Origin of the sequence: Allobosea vaviloviae (genome assembly GCF_001298265.1) — a bacterium.
Lineage (GTDB): Bacteria > Pseudomonadota > Alphaproteobacteria > Rhizobiales > Beijerinckiaceae > Allobosea > Allobosea vaviloviae_B.
The window spans coordinates 30,594-49,693 of sequence record NZ_LGSZ01000095.1 but is presented as its reverse complement, the minus strand read 5'-3'; the positions used below and the strand labels follow the sequence as shown (position 1 = coordinate 49,693).

15 protein-coding genes are annotated in these 19,100 nt (G+C 67.3%); 2 read left to right on the top strand and 13 right to left on the bottom strand.

Annotation, left to right across the window (positions count from 1 at the left end; all coding sequences use genetic code 11):
- The 4 genes from AE618_RS26200 to AE618_RS26185 form a co-directional block, all read right to left on the bottom strand.
- A complete protein-coding gene (locus tag AE618_RS26200) occupies positions 1 to 801 on the bottom strand; it encodes an ABC transporter permease (RefSeq protein ID WP_054211998.1) in 801 nt (266 codons plus the stop codon).
- Positions 798 to 1,664, bottom strand: coding sequence for an ABC transporter permease (locus tag AE618_RS26195; protein ID WP_054211997.1), 867 nt, complete (start codon positions 1,662 to 1,664; stop codon positions 798 to 800). Before AE618_RS26195 ends, AE618_RS26200 begins: the two co-directional genes overlap by 4 nt.
- Positions 1,661 to 2,704, bottom strand: a complete 1,044-nt coding sequence (locus AE618_RS26190; RefSeq protein ID WP_054211996.1) for an ABC transporter ATP-binding protein — start codon at positions 2,702 to 2,704, stop codon at positions 1,661 to 1,663. The genes AE618_RS26195 and AE618_RS26190 overlap by 4 nt, the downstream gene beginning before the upstream one ends.
- 179 nt (positions 2,705 to 2,883) lie before the next feature.
- Positions 2,884 to 3,921 (bottom strand): ABC transporter substrate-binding protein, encoded by a 1,038-nt coding sequence (locus tag AE618_RS26185; RefSeq protein ID WP_054211995.1) that lies wholly within the window; start codon positions 3,919 to 3,921, stop codon positions 2,884 to 2,886.
- A gap of 94 nt (positions 3,922 to 4,015) precedes the next feature.
- On the opposite strand from AE618_RS26185, the gene AE618_RS26180 reads away from it, so the two are divergent.
- Complete coding sequence (locus AE618_RS26180; RefSeq protein WP_349236453.1) at positions 4,016 to 4,990, top strand: LysR substrate-binding domain-containing protein; 975 nt, start codon at positions 4,016 to 4,018, stop codon at positions 4,988 to 4,990.
- Here AE618_RS26180 and AE618_RS26175 read toward each other — a convergent pair.
- The 3 genes from AE618_RS26175 to AE618_RS26165 are packed head-to-tail and all read right to left on the bottom strand — an operon-like array spanning position 4,956 to position 10,859.
- On the bottom strand, positions 4,956 to 6,461 hold the full coding sequence (locus AE618_RS26175) for an efflux transporter outer membrane subunit (protein ID WP_082365601.1): 1,506 nt from the start codon (positions 6,459 to 6,461) through the stop codon (positions 4,956 to 4,958). The genes AE618_RS26180 and AE618_RS26175 overlap by 35 nt on opposite strands.
- Before the next feature lie 16 nt (positions 6,462 to 6,477).
- A complete protein-coding gene (locus AE618_RS26170; protein ID WP_054211994.1) occupies positions 6,478 to 9,618 on the bottom strand; it encodes an efflux RND transporter permease subunit in 3,141 nt (1,046 codons plus the stop codon).
- Between the two features lie 5 nt (positions 9,619 to 9,623).
- On the bottom strand, positions 9,624 to 10,859 hold the full coding sequence (locus AE618_RS26165) for an efflux RND transporter periplasmic adaptor subunit (protein ID WP_054211993.1): 1,236 nt from the start codon (positions 10,857 to 10,859) through the stop codon (positions 9,624 to 9,626).
- A gap of 85 nt (positions 10,860 to 10,944) precedes the next feature.
- On the opposite strand from AE618_RS26165, the gene AE618_RS26160 reads away from it, so the two are divergent.
- On the top strand, positions 10,945 to 11,619 hold the full coding sequence (locus AE618_RS26160; protein ID WP_054211992.1) for a TetR/AcrR family transcriptional regulator: 675 nt from the start codon (positions 10,945 to 10,947) through the stop codon (positions 11,617 to 11,619).
- Between the two features lie 26 nt (positions 11,620 to 11,645).
- Here the strand turns inward: AE618_RS26160 and AE618_RS26155 are convergent, their stop codons facing one another.
- The 6 genes from AE618_RS26155 to AE618_RS26130 form a co-directional block, all read right to left on the bottom strand.
- Positions 11,646 to 13,007, bottom strand: coding sequence for a dihydroorotase (locus tag AE618_RS26155; protein ID WP_082365600.1), 1,362 nt, complete (start codon positions 13,005 to 13,007; stop codon positions 11,646 to 11,648).
- Positions 13,007 to 14,458 (bottom strand): amidohydrolase family protein, encoded by a 1,452-nt coding sequence (locus AE618_RS27650; RefSeq protein WP_082365599.1) that lies wholly within the window; start codon positions 14,456 to 14,458, stop codon positions 13,007 to 13,009. Before AE618_RS27650 ends, AE618_RS26155 begins: the two co-directional genes overlap by 1 nt.
- Before the next feature lie 6 nt (positions 14,459 to 14,464).
- Positions 14,465 to 15,454 carry an ornithine cyclodeaminase family protein gene (locus AE618_RS26145; protein ID WP_054211990.1) on the bottom strand — a complete coding sequence of 330 codons (990 nt, stop codon included), beginning with the start codon at positions 15,452 to 15,454 and terminating at the stop codon, positions 14,465 to 14,467.
- Positions 15,455 to 15,459: 5 nt separating this feature from the next.
- Entirely contained in the window at positions 15,460 to 16,896 is a 1,437-nt protein-coding gene (locus AE618_RS26140; RefSeq protein WP_054211989.1) for an amidohydrolase family protein, read from the bottom strand.
- A gap of 146 nt (positions 16,897 to 17,042) precedes the next feature.
- Positions 17,043 to 18,086, bottom strand: coding sequence for an ABC transporter substrate-binding protein (locus AE618_RS26135; RefSeq protein ID WP_054211988.1), 1,044 nt, complete (start codon positions 18,084 to 18,086; stop codon positions 17,043 to 17,045).
- A gap of 202 nt (positions 18,087 to 18,288) precedes the next feature.
- Positions 18,289 to 19,071, bottom strand: a complete 783-nt coding sequence (locus AE618_RS26130; RefSeq protein ID WP_054211987.1) for an ABC transporter permease — start codon at positions 19,069 to 19,071, stop codon at positions 18,289 to 18,291.
- Positions 19,072 to 19,100: the final 29 nt, after the last annotated feature.

The window sequence follows — 19,100 nt, the reverse complement described above, 5'->3', positions numbered from 1 at the left end:
TCAGCCCTTTCCGGATCCGACGAAAAGACGGTCGAGCCCGAACAGCCGGTCGAGCGCGAAGAGCAGGATCGCGGTCATGGCGATGAGGCAGGCCGAGACCGCCGCGATGAGGGGATCGATATTGTCCTGGATGTAGAGGAACATCCGCACCGGCAGCGTCACCGTCGCCGGCGAGGCGATGAAGACGGTCATCGTGACCTCGTCGAAGGAGTTGATCGCGGCGAGCAGCCAGCCCGAGACTACGCCGGGCAGGATCAGCGGCAGCGTCACCCGCCGGAAGACCGTACTGGTCCCGGCGCCGAGCGAGATCGCGGCATGCTCGATGCGCCGGTCGATGCCGTATGAGGCCGCCAGCACGAGCCGCAGCGCAAACGGGATCACCACGATGATGTGGCTCAACACCAGGCCGACAAAGGTGCCGGAGATGCCGATCTGGGTGAAGAAGCGCAGGAAGGCGATGCCGAGCACGACATGCGGCACCATCAGCGGCGACATGAACAGGGTCGTCATCGCCTCGCGTCCGGGGAAGCGGTAGCGCGCGATGGCGAGCGCGGCGGGCACCGCAAGCCCGATCGCGATGGTCGAGGACAAGGCAGCCAGCCAGAGCGAGTCGCGGAAGGCGCGGATGAACTCCGGATAGTCGAAGATCGCCTTGAACCAGCGCAGGCTCGGGCCGCGCGTCGGCAGCGAGAGATAGCCCTCGGGCGTGAAGGCGACGATGCAGACGATCAGCAGCGGCGCCAGCATGAAGACGACGAAGAGGCCGTGGAATATCAGCGCGGGGAGACTGTTGCGCCTCATTCGAACACCTGTGCATAGCGGCGCTCGATCAGGCGGTTGGAGCCGACCGTGATCAGCACGAGCGCGAGCAGGAGCAGGCTCGCCACGGCCGCGCCCAGCGGCCAGTTCAGCGTGTTGAGGAACTCGTCATAGGCCAGCGTCGCCGCGACCTTGAGCCGGCGGCCGCCGATGATCGCGGGCGAGGCGAAGGCGCTGGCCGCCAGCGAGAAGACGATGATCGAGCCCGACAGGATGCCCGGCACGATCTGCGGCAGGATCACGCGCCGCCAGATCGTCAACCGGCTCGCGCCGAGCGAGAGTGCCGCGTTCTCGATCTGCGGATCGAGCCGCTGCAGCGAGGCCCAGACCGCCAGGATCATGAAGGGGATCAGCACATGGATCAGCACGATGACCACGCCGGTCTCCGTGAACATGAACTCCAGCGGCGTCGTGATCAGCCCGAGCGCGATCAGCCCTTGGTTGACGAGGCCGGTCGAGCCGAGCAGCAGGGCCCAGCCGAGCGTGCGCGCGACGACCGAGACCAGAAGCGGCCCGATCACCACCAGCAGGAAGGCGCTGCGCCAGACCGGAGCCATGCGGTTCAAGATATAGGCCTCGGGCACGCCGATCAGGATCGACGCCAGCGTGACGAGGATGGCGATGCGGAAGGTCCGCATGAAGATCTCGAAGAAATAGCTGTCGGTGAAGACCTCGATCCAGTTCTTCAGCGTGAACTCGGGAACGATGCCCTTGTACTGCCCCCAATCGTAGAAGGAGAGCAGCACGGTCATCCCGAGCGGGATGATCACCAGCCCGAGGAAGACCAGCAAGGCCGGCCCTGTCAACAGGAAGGGCGCGTTGCGTTCGGTCACCGCGACGCTCATGGCGCCGCCCCGCCGGGCAGGAGCGCCGCGTCGGCGGCGTTGAAGCGCAGGCGGACGGTCTCGCCCTCGCTGGGGACCGCCGCACCGTCATTGCCGCGCATCAGCGTCAGCGCACCCGCCGCGCTTTCCGCGCTGAGCAGCCAATGCGTGCCCTGGAAGACGCGGCCGGTGATGCGGGCCTCGAGGCCGGGCTCTCCCACAGCCGCAAAGCTCAGGCGCTCGGGCCGGACCGCCAGTTGCAGCGGGCCCTTGCCGGCGCCGGGAAGCTGGAGGACGAGATCGCCGATCGCAACCGAGCCCTGCCCGTCGCCGGAGCCGGAGAGCACATTCGTCTTGCCGAGGAAGCTCGCCACGAAGGCGCTGGCGGGGCGGTCATAGACCTGGTCGGGTGCGCCGATCTGCTCGATGCGACCCTGGTTCATCAAAACGATGCGGTCAGACAGCGCCATCGCCTCATGCTGGTCATGGGTGACGAGGATCGTGGTGGTGCCGACCGAGCGCTGGATCTGGCGCAATTCGCCCTGCATCTCCTCGCGCAGCTTGGCGTCGAGGTTCGACAGCGGCTCGTCGAGCAGGAGCAGCGCCGGCTTGATCACCAGGGCCCGCGCCAGCGCGACACGCTGCTGCTGTCCGCCCGACATGCGGCGCGGATAACGGTCGGCGAAGCCCTTGAGACCGACGAGGTCCATCGCGGCGAGCGTCTGCCTGTCGCGGTCGGCCTTGGGCACGTCGCGCATCTCCAGCCCGAAGGCGATGTTCTGTGCCACCGTCATGTGCGGGAACAGCGCATAGCTCTGGAAGACGATGCCGAGCCCGCGCTTGTTGGGCGCGACGGAGACGAGATCGGCACCATCCAGCCTGATGCCGCCCCGATCGACGTCGACGAAGCCGGCGATCATCTGCAGCGTCGTGGTCTTGCCGCAGCCCGAAGGACCGAGCAGCGAGACGAATTCGCCGCGCTCGACCGAGAGGTTCATGGCATCGACGGCGGTGAAGCCGCCGAAGCGCTTGGTCAGGCCATCGAGGACGAGATGCGACATGGGACTTTCGAAGGTTTCAGCTCAAAGATCGGGCGTCATGGTCGGGCTTGACCCGACCATCTCTGGACGTCTGTGACGAGATGCTGGGGTCAAGCCCGAGCATGACGGTGGAGACATGCTCGTCACGCTATTCCCGGGTCGCCGCTTTGCGGCGCCCGAGAATGACGGCCTGCTGAGGCTTACCGCTCGACCTCGCGGTTCCAGCGCTTCGTCCATTCCTCGCGCTTGGCGTTGGCGACGTCCCAATCGACCGCCTTGAGCTTCTTCACGTCCTCGCCATAGGGCAGGCCCTTCTGCTCGTCAGTGGTGAGCGTCACCGTCGTGTTGGCAGGGCCGAAGCCGGCGCCGGTCGCCATCACCTTCTGGATCGCGGGCGACAGCATGAACTGGATGAAGGCGTTCGCCTCGGCCGCGTTCTTCGAGCCCTCGATCGGGCAGGCGGCGACGCCCAGCGCATAGCCGCCTTCCTTCGGATAGACGAACGCGACCGGGAAGCCGGTGTCGGCGAAGGCCTTGACGCGGCCCGAGCCCCAGACGCCGAGCACGGCCTGGCCGTTCTGGAACAGCTCGGTCATCTTCGCCGGAGACGGCTCATAGGCGATGATGTTGGGGTTGATGTCCTTCTTGAACGCCTCGAAGCCGGGCTCGATGTTGGTCTCGCCGCCGCCGCCCATCTGGGCGAAGGCGATCAGGGCATGCAGGCCGTAGGTGTTGTTGATCGGCGGCGTGACGATTTTCTTGCCATAGGTCTTGGACTTGAGGTCGTTCCAGGAGGTCGGGGCCGGCCATTTGTTCTCGGCGAAGACCTTGGTGTTGTAGAACAGCCCGGTGCCGACGAGACCGAGGCCCACGCCCTTGTTGGACTTGAACTTCATCACCGGCGCGACGTCCTTGTAGACGGGGCCGTCGGTCAACGTGCCGCAGAAGCCGAGCGCCACCGCCTGATAGGCGGGGCCGTCATCAACGATGGCGACGTCGATCTGCTGGTTGCCCTTCTGCGCCTGGAGCTTGGCGAGGGTGTCGGTCGAGTTGCCGGCGACGTATTCGATCTTGACGTTGGCCTGCTTCTCAAAGACCGGGATGACGTCCTTGCGCATCGTTTGCTCGTAGGAGCCGCCATAGCCTGCGACGAACATCGTCTTCTGCTGCGCCATGGCGGCGGTGCCCGCGCCGAGCGCCGTGGTGGTCAGCAGCAGTCCTACCCAGGAAATCTTCATCGTCCCCTCCTCGTTTGCGAGTGATGCGTGAAGGTTCTGCGACAGATTGTAACGGGTCAAATCGAATCATTCGCGCAATCCATACCAAATTGTTATGGTCCGGTTTTCATGGGCCGAAGCCATGCTGAATCCGCGTCAAATCGAAGCCTTTCGTACGGTCATCGTTACTGGAGGGGTCACTTCGGCTGCCCGCGCACTGAATATCAGCCAGCCGGCCGTGACGCGCCTGATCCACGATCTGCAATATGTGCTCGGGCTGACGCTGTTCGAACGGCGTGGAACGCGGCTTGTGCCCACCAATGAGGCGCTCTCGTTATACCGCGAGGTCGAGCGCCAGTTCATCGGCCTGGAGCAGATCCAGAACACGGCGCGCAATCTGCGCGACGGGCTGTCGGGAAGCCTGCGCATCGCGGCGCTGCCGACCTTCAATGTCGGTTTCCTGCCTCGCCTCGTCGCGGCCTATATGAAGGACAAGCCGGGGCTCGACATCGTCATCTATGGCAGCATCTCGTCGCAGGTGGTCGATTGGGTCGCGACCGGCTTCTGCGATATCGGCTTCGCCCAGTACCCGCTCGACTTTCCCCATATCGACGTCGAACAACTGCCCTCGGTCGCCGCCGTCGCCGTGCTGCCGGAGGGCCACCGGCTCGCCGACAGGCCGTTCCTCGAGCCGCCGGACTTCGTCGGCGAGCCCTTCGTCTCTCTGGCCGGCTCGACCCAGTGGCGCTACCGCACGGATGCGCTGTTTTCCGCCGCACGGGTCACGCGACAGACGCGCGTCGAGACGCCGCTCTCGATGATCGCCTGTTCGCTGATCGCATCGGGGGCCGGGATCGGCATCGTCGATCCCTATACCGCGGCCGAGTACAGCGGCCGGGGCATCGTGGTACGGCCGTTCCGGCCCGAGGTTCTCTACGACATCGGCGTCGTCTGGCCCGCCGGCCGCTTCCGCTCGCCGCTGGCGCTGGGCTTCGTTCAAACCGTCCGGACCGCCATCCAGGCCATGGCGGATGGCGAAGCGGGGTCCCCCGGCTCTAGTAAGCCGCGCGCAGATGCGGCCCCGTATTGACGTCGATCACGCGCGGCAGTTCCACCTCGACCGGCTTGTCCCAGCCCCCGCCGAGCGCCTTGTTCAGCGCCACGAAATTCGAGGTGGTCGCGACGCGGCTCTGCAGCAGCGTGTCCTCGGCGCTGTAGAGCGAGCGTTCGGCATCGAGCACGTCGAGGAAGCTTGCCGCCCCTGACTGGTAGAGCGAGCGCGACAGCCGCGCCGCCTCGCGGAAGGAGTTGGCGGCGGCCGAGAGCTTGCCTGCGCGCTGCCGCTCCTTGGCAAGGTTGACCAGCGAGTTCTCGACATCCTGCAGCGCTGTCAGGACAGCGAGCCGCAGCGCCGCGTCCGACTGGTCGCGCTGGGCTTCCGCCACCTCGACCGCCGCGCGCAGTTCGCCGCCATTGAAGATCGGCACGCTGAGCGACGGCCCGAAGGACCAGCCGATGGCGGAGTTCTTGGCGAGGTCGCCCGTCTTCAGCGCGGTGGCGCTGATGTTGCCGGTCAGGCTGACGCGCGGATAGAGCGCCGCTTCCGCCTGGCCGATCTTGGCGGTCGCCTGGGCGAGCTGGCGCTCGGCGCGGCGCACATCGGGGCGGTTGACCAGGACGTCGGCGGGAATGCCGGCCGGCGGCGTGCTGCGGGCGGATGGGATCGGCCCGCCCCTGCCGAGGATGCCGGCAAGCGCCGTCGGAGCCTCGCCGGTCAGGATGCCGAGCTGGTGCAGGCTCTGGGCGTAGGCGGCCTCCAGCGTCGGGATGGCAGCCTCGGTCGTGGCCGCCTGCGCGGCGGCGCGCTCGACGTCGAGCGCCGAGGCCGAACCGGCGGTGAACTTGTTGCGGGTGAGCTTCTCCGTCTCGCGCTGTGAGGCGGCGGTGCGGCGCGCGAGGGAGGCCCTCGCCTGTGCGCCGCGCGCCTCAATGTAATTGGTGGCGACGTCGCCGATCAGGGTCAGTAGCGTGGCGCGCAGATCCTCGTCGGCCGCATCCGCCCCATAGGTGGCGGCCTCGACGCCGCGGGCGTTGCCACCGAAGAGATCGAGCTCGAAACTCGAGTCGAACCCGGCCTGGAACAGGTTCGAGGTGATGTTGCTGCCGCTCGCCGAGGTCGCGGCCGAGCTGCGCGAGCGGGTCGCCGAGCCCTGCCCGTCGACGGTGGGGAACAATGCGCCGATCGCCTGGCGCCGCGTCGCGCGGGCCTCGCGGATACGGGCCTTGGCCGAGGCGACGTCGAGATTGCCCGCCACCGCGCGATCGACGATCTGGTTCAGCCTGGCGTCGCCGAGCGTCTTCCACCATTGCGAGAGCCGGCGCGCGTCGAGCGGCTTTGCCGTCTTGGGTGCGTTGCCCCAACTCGCGGGAAGGAGCTGGCCCGATGCCGCATAGTCCGGCCCGACCGCGCATCCCGCCAGAGCCAGGGCGACGAGGCTCAGCCCCGCCAGCCGCGACAGGCGCGCCGCAGCGCAGTTCATGGCGAAAGCCGTCTTCGTCATCCGCTCGCCATCCAGGTTACGCATCGGCCGGAGCCCCCGCCGAAGTGACGTCCGGCGCCTTGCGCCACCGCCGGACGGTGCCGGCCACGACGACATAGAGCAGCGGCACGAAGAACACGCCGAGCAGTGTGGCGGCGATCATGCCGCCCATGACGCCGATGCCGATCGAATTCTGGCTGCCGGAGCCGGCGCCCGTGGCGATCGCCAGCGGCATCACGCCGAGGATGAAGGCGAAAGAGGTCATCAGGATCGGCCGCAACCGCTGGCGCGCCGCATCCACCGTGGCCTCGACCAGGCTCTTGCCCGCCGCTTCCTGCTCGATCGCGAATTCGACGATCAGGATCGCGTTCTTTGCCGCAAGGCCGATCGTGGTCAGCAGACCAACCTTGAAATAGACGTCGTTGGTCTGCCCGAAGATCGTGGCCGCGGCGAGCGCGCCGAAGATGCCGATTGGGACCGAGAGCATGACCGCGAAGGGGATCGACCAGCTCTCGTAAAGCGCCGCCAGGCAGAGGAAGACGACCAGCATGGCGAGCGCGTAGAGCGCCGTCGCCTGGCTGCCCGAGAGCCGCTCCTGATAGGACAGGCCGGTCCATTCATGGTTGAAGCCGGCCGGAAGCTGCTTTGCCAGCGCGTCGATCTGGTCCATCGCAGCACCCGAGCTGATGCCGGCCGCCGCGGCGCCCTGGAGATTGACGGCCGAGGCGCCGTTGTAGCGTTCGAGCCGCGGCGAACCATAGGTCCAGTGGCCCGACGCGAAGGCCGAGAACGGGACCATCGAGCCGCCACTGTTGCGGACATACCAGCGGCCGATGTCCTCGGGCTGCATCCGGAACGGCGCGTCGGCCTGGACATAGACCGATTTCACCCGGCCGCGATCGATGAAGTCGTTGACATAGGCCGAGCCCCAGGCGGTGGAGAGCGTGGCATTGACGTCGCCCAGCGACAGCGTCAGGGCGCTCGCTTTTTCCTGGTCGATCTCGACGGAGTATTGCGGCGTGTCTTCCTGGCCATTGGGGCGCGTGCCCGACAGCACCGGGCTCTTCGCGGCAAGGCCGAGCAACTGGTTGCGGACCTCCATCAGCTTGGCGTGCCCGGCGCCGGCGACATCCTGGAGATAGAATTCGAAACCGGCGCTGTTGCCGAAGCCCTGGATCGAGGGCGGCGCCAGCGCGAAGACCATGGCGTCCTTGATGCCCCGGAAGGAGCCCATGGCGCGGCCCGCGACGGCCTGGGCCGTCGCCTGCTTGCCGACGCGCTCCTCGAAGGGCTTGAGCCGGACGAAGGCAATGCCGACATTCTGGCCCGAGCCGCTGAACGAGAAGCCGGTGACCGTGAGGACGCCCTCGACGAGGTCCTTTTCCTTCTCCTGGTAATGCTGCCTGACCTCGTCCAGCACCTTGAGGGTGCGGTCCTGCGTCGCGCCCACGGGGAGCTGCACGATGGTGAAGAGCACCCCCTGGTCCTCGTCCGGCAGGAAGGAGCTCGGCAGCCGCGCGAAGAGATAGACCATGCCGCCGCCGATCAGCAGGAAGACCAGCATGAAGCGCATCGGCCGCGCGATCATGCCCGCGACGCCGCCGGCATAGCCGTGCATCGTCCTGTCAAAGCCGCGATTGAACCAGCCGAAGGGGCCCGTCTTCGCGGCATGGTCGCCCGCGGGCTTCAGCATGGTCGCGCAGAGTGCCGGCGTCAGGATCAGAGCCGTGACGACCGACAGCGCCATGGCGGTCACGATGGTGATCGAGAACTGCCGGTAGATGATGCCGACCGAGCCGCCGAAGAACGCCATCGGCACGAACACGGCCGAGAGCACCGTGGCGATGCCGACCAGCGCGCCGGTGATCTCGTTCATCGACTTGATCGTCGCTTCCTTGGGCGACAGCTTCTCTTCCTGCATGACGCGCTCGACATTCTCGACCACGACGATGGCGTCGTCGACGAGAAGGCCGATGGCGAGCACCATGGCGAACATCGTCAGCGTGTTGATGGAGTAGCCGGCGACCGCGAGCACACCGAAGGTGCCCAGAAGCACCACGGGCACCGTGATCATCGGGATCAGGGTGGCGCGGAGGTTCTGCAGGAAGACATACATCACGATGAAGACGAGGATGATCGCCTCGATCAGCGTGTGAACGACCTTTTCGATCGAGACCTGCACGAAGGGCGTGGTGTCGAAGGGATAGACGACATCGACGCCCACCGGCAGCGTCGGCTTGAGCCGGTCGATCGTCGCTTTCACGGCCGCAGCCGTATCGAGCGCGTTGGCCCCGGTGGCGAGGCTGACGGCAAGGCCGGTCGCGGGCGAGCCGTTGTAGCGTGTCGCGGTGGTGTAGTCCTTGGCGCCCAGTTCGACGCGCGCGACGTCGTTGAGCCGCACGATCGAGCCCGACGAGCCGCTCTTGAGGATGATGTTCTCGAATTGCGTCGGGGTCTGAAGCCGGCTGACGGCGGTCACCGTCGCGTTGAGCTGCTGTCCCCTGGTTTGCGGCAATCCGCCGAGCTGGCCGGCCGAGACCTGCACGTTCTGAGCCTGGATCGCATTGACGACGTCGCTGGGCATCAACGCGTATTTCTGCAGCTTGTCGGGATCGAGCCAGATCCGCATCGCATAGCCGGCGCCGAAGAGCTGGGTCGAGCCGACGCCGGCGACGCGCTTCAAGGTGTCGTTGAGCGTCGAATCGACATAGTCGGCGAGGTCGGTCGTGGACATCCGCCCGTCCGTGGAGACGAAGGCGGCCACCATCAGAAAGCCGCTCGAGGCCTTGGCGACCGTGATGCCGGTGTTTTGCACCGTCTGCGGCAATTGCGCGGTGACGAGCTGGAGCTTGTTCTGCACCTGCATCTGGGCGACGTCGGGATTGGCGGCGCTGGTGAAGGTCAGCGTGATCGTCGCCTGTCCCGACGAGGTCGAGGTCGCCGACATGTATTGCAAATTGTCGACGCCGGTCATGCCCTGCTCGATGACCTTGGTCACCGAGTTCTCGACCGTCTGCGCATCGGCGCCGGGATAGCTGGCGCTGATGCTGACGGTGGTCGGCGCGATCTGCGGATATTGCGAGACCGGCAGCGTGCGCAGCGCGAGCAGGCCTGCGAGCATGATGACGATGGCCACGACCCAGGCGAAGATCGGCCGTTCGATGAAAAAACGCGACATGACGATCAGTTCTTCTGCGTCGGTACGGCGCTCGGCCCGGCGGGAAGCGCAGCCTGCCGGTTCGCGGATTTCAGCTCGCCGCTGGCCTCGTCGATCGTCACCTCATTGCCGGTAACGGTCTGGCCCGGGCGGACAAGCTGGGCACCTTCGACGATGACACGCTCGCCGTCCTTCACGCCCTGCCCGACGAGCCAGCTGTTGCCGACGCTGCGGGAGGTCGCGATGACCCTTTCTTCGACCTTGCCGTCGGCGCCTACGAACTTGGCCGTGGCCTCGCCCTTGGTGTTGCGGCTGACGGCGCGCTGCGGCAGCAGGAAGCTGTTCTCGGCGACGCCCTCCTGGATCACGGCGCGCACGAACATGCCCGGCAAAAGCAGGCGGTCGGGATTAGGGAATTCGGCGCGCACCGTGAAGGTGCCGGTGGTCTCGTCTATGTTCGCCTCGGCGAATTCGAGCTTGCCGGATTGGGCGTATTCGGCGCCCGTGTCGAGCTTGAGCCTTACCGCGACATTGGGGCCGCTCAGCTTCAACCGCCCGTCGGCCACGGCGCTGCGGAACTTCAGCAGATTGGTACTCGACTGGATGACATCGACATTGATCGGATGGAGCTGGCGGATCGTCGTCAGCGCCGTGGTCTGGTTGGCCGTCACCAGCGCGCCGGGCGTCAGCGTCGAGCGGTCGACGCGGCCTCCGATCGGCGCGGTGACCTTGGTGAAGGCCAAATTGATCCGTGCGCTGTCGAGATTGGCCTTCGCGGAGGCAACGTCGGCCTGGGCCTGGGCCAGCGCCGCATTGGCGTCGTCATTGTCCTGCTTGCTGATGGCGTTCTGGCGGATCAGATCGCGGTAGCGATCGACCTTGGCCTGGGCGTTGGGCACGGAGGCCTCGGCTTTCGCCAGCGCGGCGATGGCACTGTCGAGGGCCGCCTGATAGGTCGCCGGGTCGATCTCGTAGAGCAGGTCTCCGGCCTTGACCTCGCTGCCCTCGCGAAACAGGCGCGACTTGATGAGACCGCCGACCTGCGGGCGCACTTCCGCGACGAGGCTGGCGGCGACGCGGCCGGGCAGTTCCGCGCTGATGGCGACGGGTTTGGAGCGCAGGACGACGACGCTGACCTGTGCCTGCGGTTGCGGCGGGGGGGCCGCAGCCTTCTCGCTGTTGCAGCCGGCCAGGGCCACTGCGAGCAGGACGCTCCCCGGCAGGAGGAGGCGCTGGACAATGTCGGCTCGCTCGATCGGCATCTGGCGCTCCTTTAGGAAACTCGGGAGTTTCTTAACGCTTGATTTCTCGCCCTGTCAAACGCCATGATGTTTCCGGGAGTAAGGGATGATGGTGGACAATCACGGGGAAGCCACGGTGGCGGCGGCGGCCAGGCCGCGGGTTCGCGGCCGGCCCAAGCAGCGATCTGATGAGGACGAGCGCCAACGCATCGTCTCTGTCGCCCGCGAGCAGTTCCTCGACGCCGGCTACGGCGCCACCACGATGGATGGGGTGGCGGCCCGATGCGGCATCTCCAAGAAGACGCTCTACCGACTTTTCCCCGCCAAGACCGACCTGTTCCGTGCGATGGTCGCGGATCATCGCCGGACGATGCTGGCGCTGCCGCGGCCGGACGACGCGTTGCCACTGGCGGAAGCCATCGCCGCGATTTTCCGCCTCGATATCGACGAGAACGAGAATCGCGAGCGGCTCGCTTTCATCCGGCTGGCGATGGCGGATGCGGATCGTTTTCCCGAGATCGGCGAGGCGATCACGCTCGAAGGCGCGGAGCCGGCGCGGCGGCTGCTGGCCGACTGGCTCGCCCGGCAACAGGAGCGTGGCGCGCTGCGGCCCTTCCCGCCTCAGGCGGCGGCGCGCATGCTGATGGACATGGTGTTCGGCGTGCTGGTGAAGCGCTTTCCCGGCGAAGGTCTGCTGAAGCAGGAGGAGCGCTTGGCTCATGCGCAGCGCTGCATCGACGTGTTCCTGCATGGTCTCGCTCCGCGCAGCGAGCCGGCCTGACGGGGCCGAGGGGTCGGCCCGAATGGTCAGGCCGGCGCCGACAGCGCCCTGCCCCAGCCGTGATCCGCGACGATGCGCCCGGCCTCGGCGACGACGCGTCCGCGCACGAGCGTCATGACGGCCATTCCCATCGTCGCCATGCCCTCGAAGGGCGTGACATTGCCGATCGAGTGCAGATCGGCGCCCCTGATGATTCCGGCAGCATTCATGTCGACGAGCACGATGTCGGCGTCCGTGCCGGGCAGGAGCGAGCCCTTGCGCGGGTAGAGGCCGAAGGCGCGGGCCGGCGCCTCGCAGGCCATGCGGACATAGTCCGGCAGCGTGATGGCACCCGCCGCGACCTGCGTCAGCATCAGCCGCATCGAGGTCTCGACACCGGGAAAGCCCGGCGCGGTGCGCCAGATCGAGGCCTGCCGCTTTTCATCCGGCAGATGCGGGGCGTGGTCGGTGGAGATCATGTCGATCAGTCCCGACGCCAGCGCCTCGAACAGCGGCCCGGCATGGCCGGCCTCGCGCACCGGCGGCTTGACCCGCAAGGGGTTGCCGCCAGCGCGCTGGGCATCATCCATGCTCAGGAAGAGGTAGTGCGGGCAGGTTTCGGCGGTGAGATCGACGCCGCGCCGCTTGGCGTCCGCGATCAGCGGCAGCGAATGGCGGCAGCTCTCATGGGCGATATGGACCGGACAACCCGTCCATTCGCTGAACAGGGCGATGCGCGAGACCGCCTCGACGGTGGCGATGTCGGCATGCTGGTCGAGATGCGCCTGAAGATCATCGCGCCCGGCCGCCCTGATCTGCGCCTCGCGCCAGCGCAGGATGCCGGTGTTCTCGGCATGGACGGTGACGCGTCGGCCGAACCTGGCGATCTCCGCCATCGCGTCGAACACTGCTCCGTCATTGGGGCAAGGCACGAGCGGGTTGTCGCTGCCGAGATAGAGCTTGAAGGCCGCGGCGCCGGCCCGCGCCATCGGGGCGAGCTCGGCGATGTTGTCCTCGCCGATATAGCCGTAGACGCCGAAATCGATCAGCGCCTGCGGCGAGGCCAGCGCGATCTTCTGGGCCACGGCCTGCGCAGTCGCGGTCGGCGGGTTGGTGTTGGGCATGTCGAGCACGGTCGTGACGCCGCCGATGGCGGCCGCCGCCGTCGCGCTCGCCCAGGTCTCCTTGTGGGAGAAGCCCGGCTCGCGGATATGGACATGGACATCGATCGCGCCGGGGATGACGTGCCGACCGCCGGCATCGATGACCCGGCGCGCGGGCGGCATCGCGGCGTCGCTGCCGGTCGCGACGATCCGGCCGCCATCGATCGCGACGGCGCCCGGCGTCATGCCATCGGGCGTGACGAGGATGCCGTTTGCGATGACGAGATCGACCAGGCGGGCGTTCATCAGGGAGCCTCGCGCGCGATCGCCTCGGCGACCGCGAAGAGATCGGCGTTGCGGCGGCGCAGGCTCGCGACCATGCCCTCGATCTCCGACAGCGCGCCTTGCGCGTCGAAGCCGGTGACCTTGCCGTCCTCGACCAGGATGCGGCCACCGACCATGGTCAGCGCGACGGCCGCGCCCGTCTCGGCGAAGACGAGCTGGCTGACGGGATCGTTGACGGGACGCCACCAGGGCGCGTCCAGCCGGTAGAGCACGAGATCGGCCAGCATGCCGGGCGCGAGCGCGCCGATCTGCCCTTCAAGCCGCATCGCCTTCGCCCCGCCTTGCGTCGCCATGCGCAGCGTATCGCGGGCGCTGACCCAATTCCGGCGATCCGGCAGATCGGCGCGGTGCAGCAGCGCGGCGCTGCGCATCGCCTCCTGCATGATCAGGTTGTCGTTGGCGCCGGAGCCGTCGGTACCGAGCGCGATGGGGATTCCGGCCGCGAGCATGTCAGGCGTGCGCATCCGGCCCGTACCGAGCCGCGCATTGCTTTCGGGGTTGTGGACCGCGACGACCTGCCTTTTTGCCAACAGGGCGATGTCGGCATCGTCGATCCAGATGCTGTGAGCGCAGGACCAGCGCTCGGATAGGATGCCGAGCGCTTCGAGATGGGCCACTGTCGTCGTGCCGTAGCGCGTCGCTGCGATGGCGGCCTGCGCCCGCGTTTCCAAGAGATGAGTGTGGATGCCGAGGTCGTGGCGCTCAGCGAGTTCCGCGCAGAACAGCAGGGCGTCGTCGCTGCAGCGGTCGGGATTGGACGGCGCCGGAAAGGCCTGGAGCCTGCCGGCATGGCCATGCCAGCGCGCGACGATATCCGGCATCTGCTCGCGCAGTTGCGCGAGGGGGTGGGGCTTCAGGATCTCGACCTCGCGCACGGCCGCAGCCAGTTCGGGCGGCCAGGCGATGCCGCGCGGCAGGATGTCACCGAACTCGCCGTCGAAGAAGCGCATCGCCAGCGTCGCGCGCATGCCGGTCTCGGCCCAGGCCGCCATCACCGCATCCATGTCGGCGAGGCTGAAGCGCTGGCCGGGGAAATGGTCGATCACCGCCGTGGTGCCGCTCGCCAGCATCTGCGCGGCGCAGAGCAGCACCGCGAGCCTGATCTCATCTTGCGTCCGGCGCGAGGTATGCGCCTGCGTCAGCCACATGAAGACCGGGTGGCTGAGCCGGTCGCCGAAGCCCGACATCGTGCCGGACTGCGAATGCATATGCGCGTTGACAAGGCCGGGCACGGCGAGATGCCCTTCCGCCTCGATGACGCGGCCGGCGCGCGCCGCGATCTCGGGCGCGACCGTGCCGATGCTCTCGATCCGGTTGCCGCGGATCAGGATGTCGGCGCGTGGCAGGATCGTGTCGCCCGCGTCGAGCGTCATCACCATCGCATTGCGGATCAGGATGCTGTCGTCGCCCATATCGCCTCACCCGCCCACGAGATCGACGATCTGGCCGAGCCCGCGCAGCTCAGCGCGTTCGACCAGATGTTGCGCCAGCAAAACATCCTGGATGGCGAGCCCCATCGATTTGAAGACGAAAACGTCGCGGCCAGGCGACAGCGGCAGCGGCCCGCCCGGGCAGGCGCCGATCTCCGCCCGCATCTGCTCGGGGATCAGCGCGCCGCTCGCCAGTGCCAGGCGGATGTCGCCAGCCTTGTCGGCCGCCCCGGCGCGGGCATCGAGATAGATGTCGGCGCGGCGCATCAGGGCATCGTCGGCCTCGCGGGCGCCGGGCCGGTTGGCACCGCCGAGCACGATGCAGGTGCCCGGCTTGACCTCCTCGCCGGGGAAGACCGGCGTCTCGGAGGTGGTGACGGTGACGATGATGTCGGCGGTTGCAGCGGCGTCCTGCGCCGAGGACACGACGACCTGGACCCCTGCAAACTCCGGCCAGCTTCGCACGGTCCCGGCCAGCGCCGCGACGCGGCCGGGGTTGCGGCCGACGAGCATGATCCGGTCGAGCGAGGGTCGCACAGCCTTGAGATATCGCACCGCCATCGGCGCGCTCTTGCCGGCGCCATAGACGGCGAGCGTCCTCGCATCGCGTTTCCCAAGCAGGTTCGCCCCGGCGGCGAAGCCTGCCGCCGTGCGGTGGTCGTTGAAGGCGCGGGCCGCGATCAAGGCGCGGGGCTCGGCGCGGCGCCAGTCCCAGAGCGTCAGCAGGCTGTTCCATAGGCGGGGCGCGTCGAGGCCCTCAGGATAGGCGTGGACGTTGCTTTTGACCGCCAGTTGGTCGGGACCGCTGGCGCCGACCAGCATCAGGCAACCGGCCTTTGGATCATCGCGGCGCAAATCGCCGCGCACCGGCGCGGGCACGCTGCCGTCCGCCTGGAGACGATAGGCCTCGGCGGCAAGCCTGATCGCGTCGGGGATCGCGATCAGGCTCTCGACATCGGCCTCGCTCAGGATGCGCATGGGGGTCAGCAGCAGCCGAGCCGGGAGAGATAGTGGTTGCGCACCGCGCGCTCCAACGGCGGCAGGGCGGCGACGAGACCGGCGCGCTGCGCGATGCCCGAGCGATAGATGCCCCGCAATTCGTCATGGACGGCGTCGAGATCGACGCCCTGCACGCGGCCGTGGCTGACGATCGTGCGGCCTGCGACGATGAGCTCGCGGATGTGGCGGCGGTTGGCGCGGGCGAACATCAGCTCGAGCGGATCGACCGGCATCAGCGCGTCCTCGTCCAGCGCCGCGCGATCGAGGATCAGCAGGTCGGCCGCCTGTCCCTCCGCAAGCTGCCCGCCTGGGGGCGCGCCGAGCGCGATGCGGCCGTTCTCCAGCGCCATGGCGAGCACGTCGCGGGGCGACAATTCGGTGTCGAAGCCCCAGCCTGAATGCAGCGACCAGAGCAGGCGCAGTTCGCGCAGCGCGTCGTCATCCTCGTCGAAGGCCTGGCCATCGACGCCGAGCGCGACCTTGCAGCCGCGGCGGACCATCTCGGCGACAGGCGCGAGGCCCGAGCGCAGCGCGAGGTTGGAGGAGGTGTTGCTGGCGATGACGCAGCCGGCCTCGGCGATCATCTCCAGTTCGTCGGGCCTTGCCCAGACGCAGTGGGCCAGCGTCAAGCGCGGGGAGAGCAGGCCGATTTCCTTCCAGTGCTTAACCAGCCCGTCCGGATAGGTGCGGTCGGCCCAGTCGCGCTGATACTTCGTCTCGAAGAGATGGGTGGTGACGCGCCGGCCGGTGCGGGCCGAGGCTTCGGCGATGGCCTCCCAGAGCGCGTCCGAGCCCCATTGCGGGCCGTTGGGGGCGTATTGCACATCGACTATCGGGCCGGCGATGGCCTCGGCGACCGCATCGACGCGGGCGATCTGCTCGGCGATGGGGAGCATCGGCGCGAGATAGCGCGCCTCGATCTCGGCGCGGGAGACGGGGTCGAGCTCGTCGAGGACGGGGGCGTGATCGCCATAGACCAACGGGTTCTGGTCGCGCATGCCGACGCCGAAAGCGATGCGCACCCCCACATCGCGAGCGGCGCGGGCCATCGCGGCGGCCTCGGTGGGGAGATCGGTCAGCCCCATCGGCCGGACATGGTGGATCATCACCGCGCCCTGTCCGCCCAGCGCAGCACGGCCGAGCGGCGCCAGCGTCGCGAGATAGGGATCGACGGGGGCAAACAGAGCCAGCCGGTGCAGCCATTGTTCGAGCGGCCGGGCGAAACCGCCGACCGAGCTGGTGCGGATCGGGCGGGCATGGTCATGCGCGTTGACCAGCGCCGGCAGCACGACGATGTCGTCCTGAGGCGGGCTCGCGGCGGCCTCGACGGCAGCGATCATGCCGCCGTCGACGGTGAGCGTGGTATCGCCCAGGCTGCGGCGCGCGTCGAAGGCATGGCTGGCGGTGATCTGGCGCATCATGAGGCCTATGCTGGTGGATCGGCGCGTCGTCGCGTGTTGTCGCACGTCATGCTCGGGCTTGACCCGAGCATCTCTGAAAACCAGCCTTCTGCGTCACGAGATTCTCGGGTCGGCGCTGCGCACCGCCCGAGAATGACGCGTCGGCCTCAGCTCTTCGGTGCCGAAAGCTTGCGCTCGGCCAGCGGCGGCAGGAAGGAGCGGTTGAAGACCTCGTCCACCTTCGGCGTGCTCTTCAGCTCGAACGCCTCGCGGATCTGCGTGATCGCCTTGGCCATGCGCTCGTCGGAGACGTCGCCGGCACCGAGCTTCTGCGTCTCGGGGGTGAACATATGCGCCTTGTAGGTGAATTCGATGCGCTTGGCCTCGATCTCGGCGTTCACGGTCGGCTCGACGCGGTTCATCACCTTGCCGCCCTCGGCCGCGTTGGCGGTCAGTTCGAGCATCGCCTTGTTGATCGCCCGGACGAGCCCGGCGACGGCCTTGGGATTATCCTTGATCAGCTTCTGCGAGACCATGACGCCGTTCGAGTAGGACTCGATGCCGTGGTCGGAATACATGATGAACTTGTAGTCCTTGTCGGGATTCAGCTTCATCCCGATCAGGTTCATGTAGGAGGTGACGGTGAAGACGAAGCCGCCATCGACCTGGCCCTGCACCATCATCATCTCCTGCACGGAGGGCGCGATGTTGACGACCTCGACCTTGCTGGCGTCGATGCCGTTGAGCTTGGCGAAGATCGGGAACAGCCGGTGCGTCGCCGAGCCGGCCGGCGAGGTCAGCTTGCGGCCCTCGAGGTCCTTCAGCGTCTTGATCGGGCCGTCGGCCTTGTGGATGATCGCGAAGGGCGCCTTGTTGTAGATCATGTAGACCATGACCGGCTGCTCGCCCGGCTTGTTCACGGCCTGCTGGATGATGGCGTTCATGTCACCGAAGCCGGCATCATAGGCGCCGCCCATGATGCGCGTCACGGTCGCGGCCGAACCGTCTCCCTGGTCGATGGTGACATCGAGACCTTCGGCGGCGAAATAGCCCTTCTCCTTGGCGTAGAAATACCAGGAGTGGACGCCCTGGAACTTCCAGTCGAGCGTGAAGCGGATCTTGGTCGGCGCCTGCGCCAAGGCAGGCGCGGCGAAGCCCATCGTCGCCGTGATGGCGGCGGCAAGCGTGACTTTCAGAAAGTGGCGGCGCATGAATCTCTCCTGTGAGGGTGGCAGGCCCGGAATGCTGCTGGACGAACGTTCAAGCACCGCGACGTCATCCCGGGCGCAGCGAAGCGAAGACCCGGGATCCATGCCTGAACCCCGATCGGAAAGGCTCCGGAATGGATCCCGAATCGGTGCCGCTGACGCGGCTTGTCCGGGATGACGCGGTGGGTGTGGTGAAGGACATCGCTCAACCCGCCGCGAGATCGGTCTTGCGGTGGGCCCAGCCGGTGACGCGCCGTTCGATCAGCGAGAACAGGACGTAGAGGGCGACACCCAGGCCGGCGAGGACGAAGAGCCCGGCGAAGACGAGCGGCACGTTGAAGCTGGATGAAGCGATCATCATCATGTTGCCGATGCCCCGGTTGGAGGCGACTGTCTCCGCCACCACCGAACCAACGAAGGCGAGCGTGATCGCGACCTTCAGCGCGGCGAAGAAATAGGGCATCGCGCGCGGCAGGCTGACATTCCAGAGGATGTCCCATTTCGACGCCTTCAGCGTCTTCATCACGTCCTCGAGCTCGGGCTCGACGGTGGCGATGCCGGTCGCGACGTTCACCACGATCGGGAAGATGCAGATGATCATGGCGGTGAGGATCGCCGGCACGGTGCCCGCGCCGTACCAGAGCACGAAGATCGGCACGACCGCGACCTTGGGGATCGAGGAGAAGCCGACCAGCAGGGGATAGGCGGTGTCGTAGGCGAGCTTTGACGAGCCGATCAGGATGCCCAGCAGCAGGCCGATCGCCACGCCGATGCTGAAGCCGACAATGGTCGTGTAGAGCGTCTGCCAGGTGTGCGGCCAGATCGCCGGCCAGTACTGGATCAGCGCTTGGATGATCTGCGTCGGGCGCGGCAGCAGGATGTCGGAGATGCCCGCCATCAGGCAGAACAGCTCCCAGAACACGAAGACGCCGATGATGAGCGCGGTTGAGGCGCCCTTCTCGCGGATGATCTCGCCGAGACGTTCCATCAGAGGCTTTCCTTCGTGAGTGCCTCGAA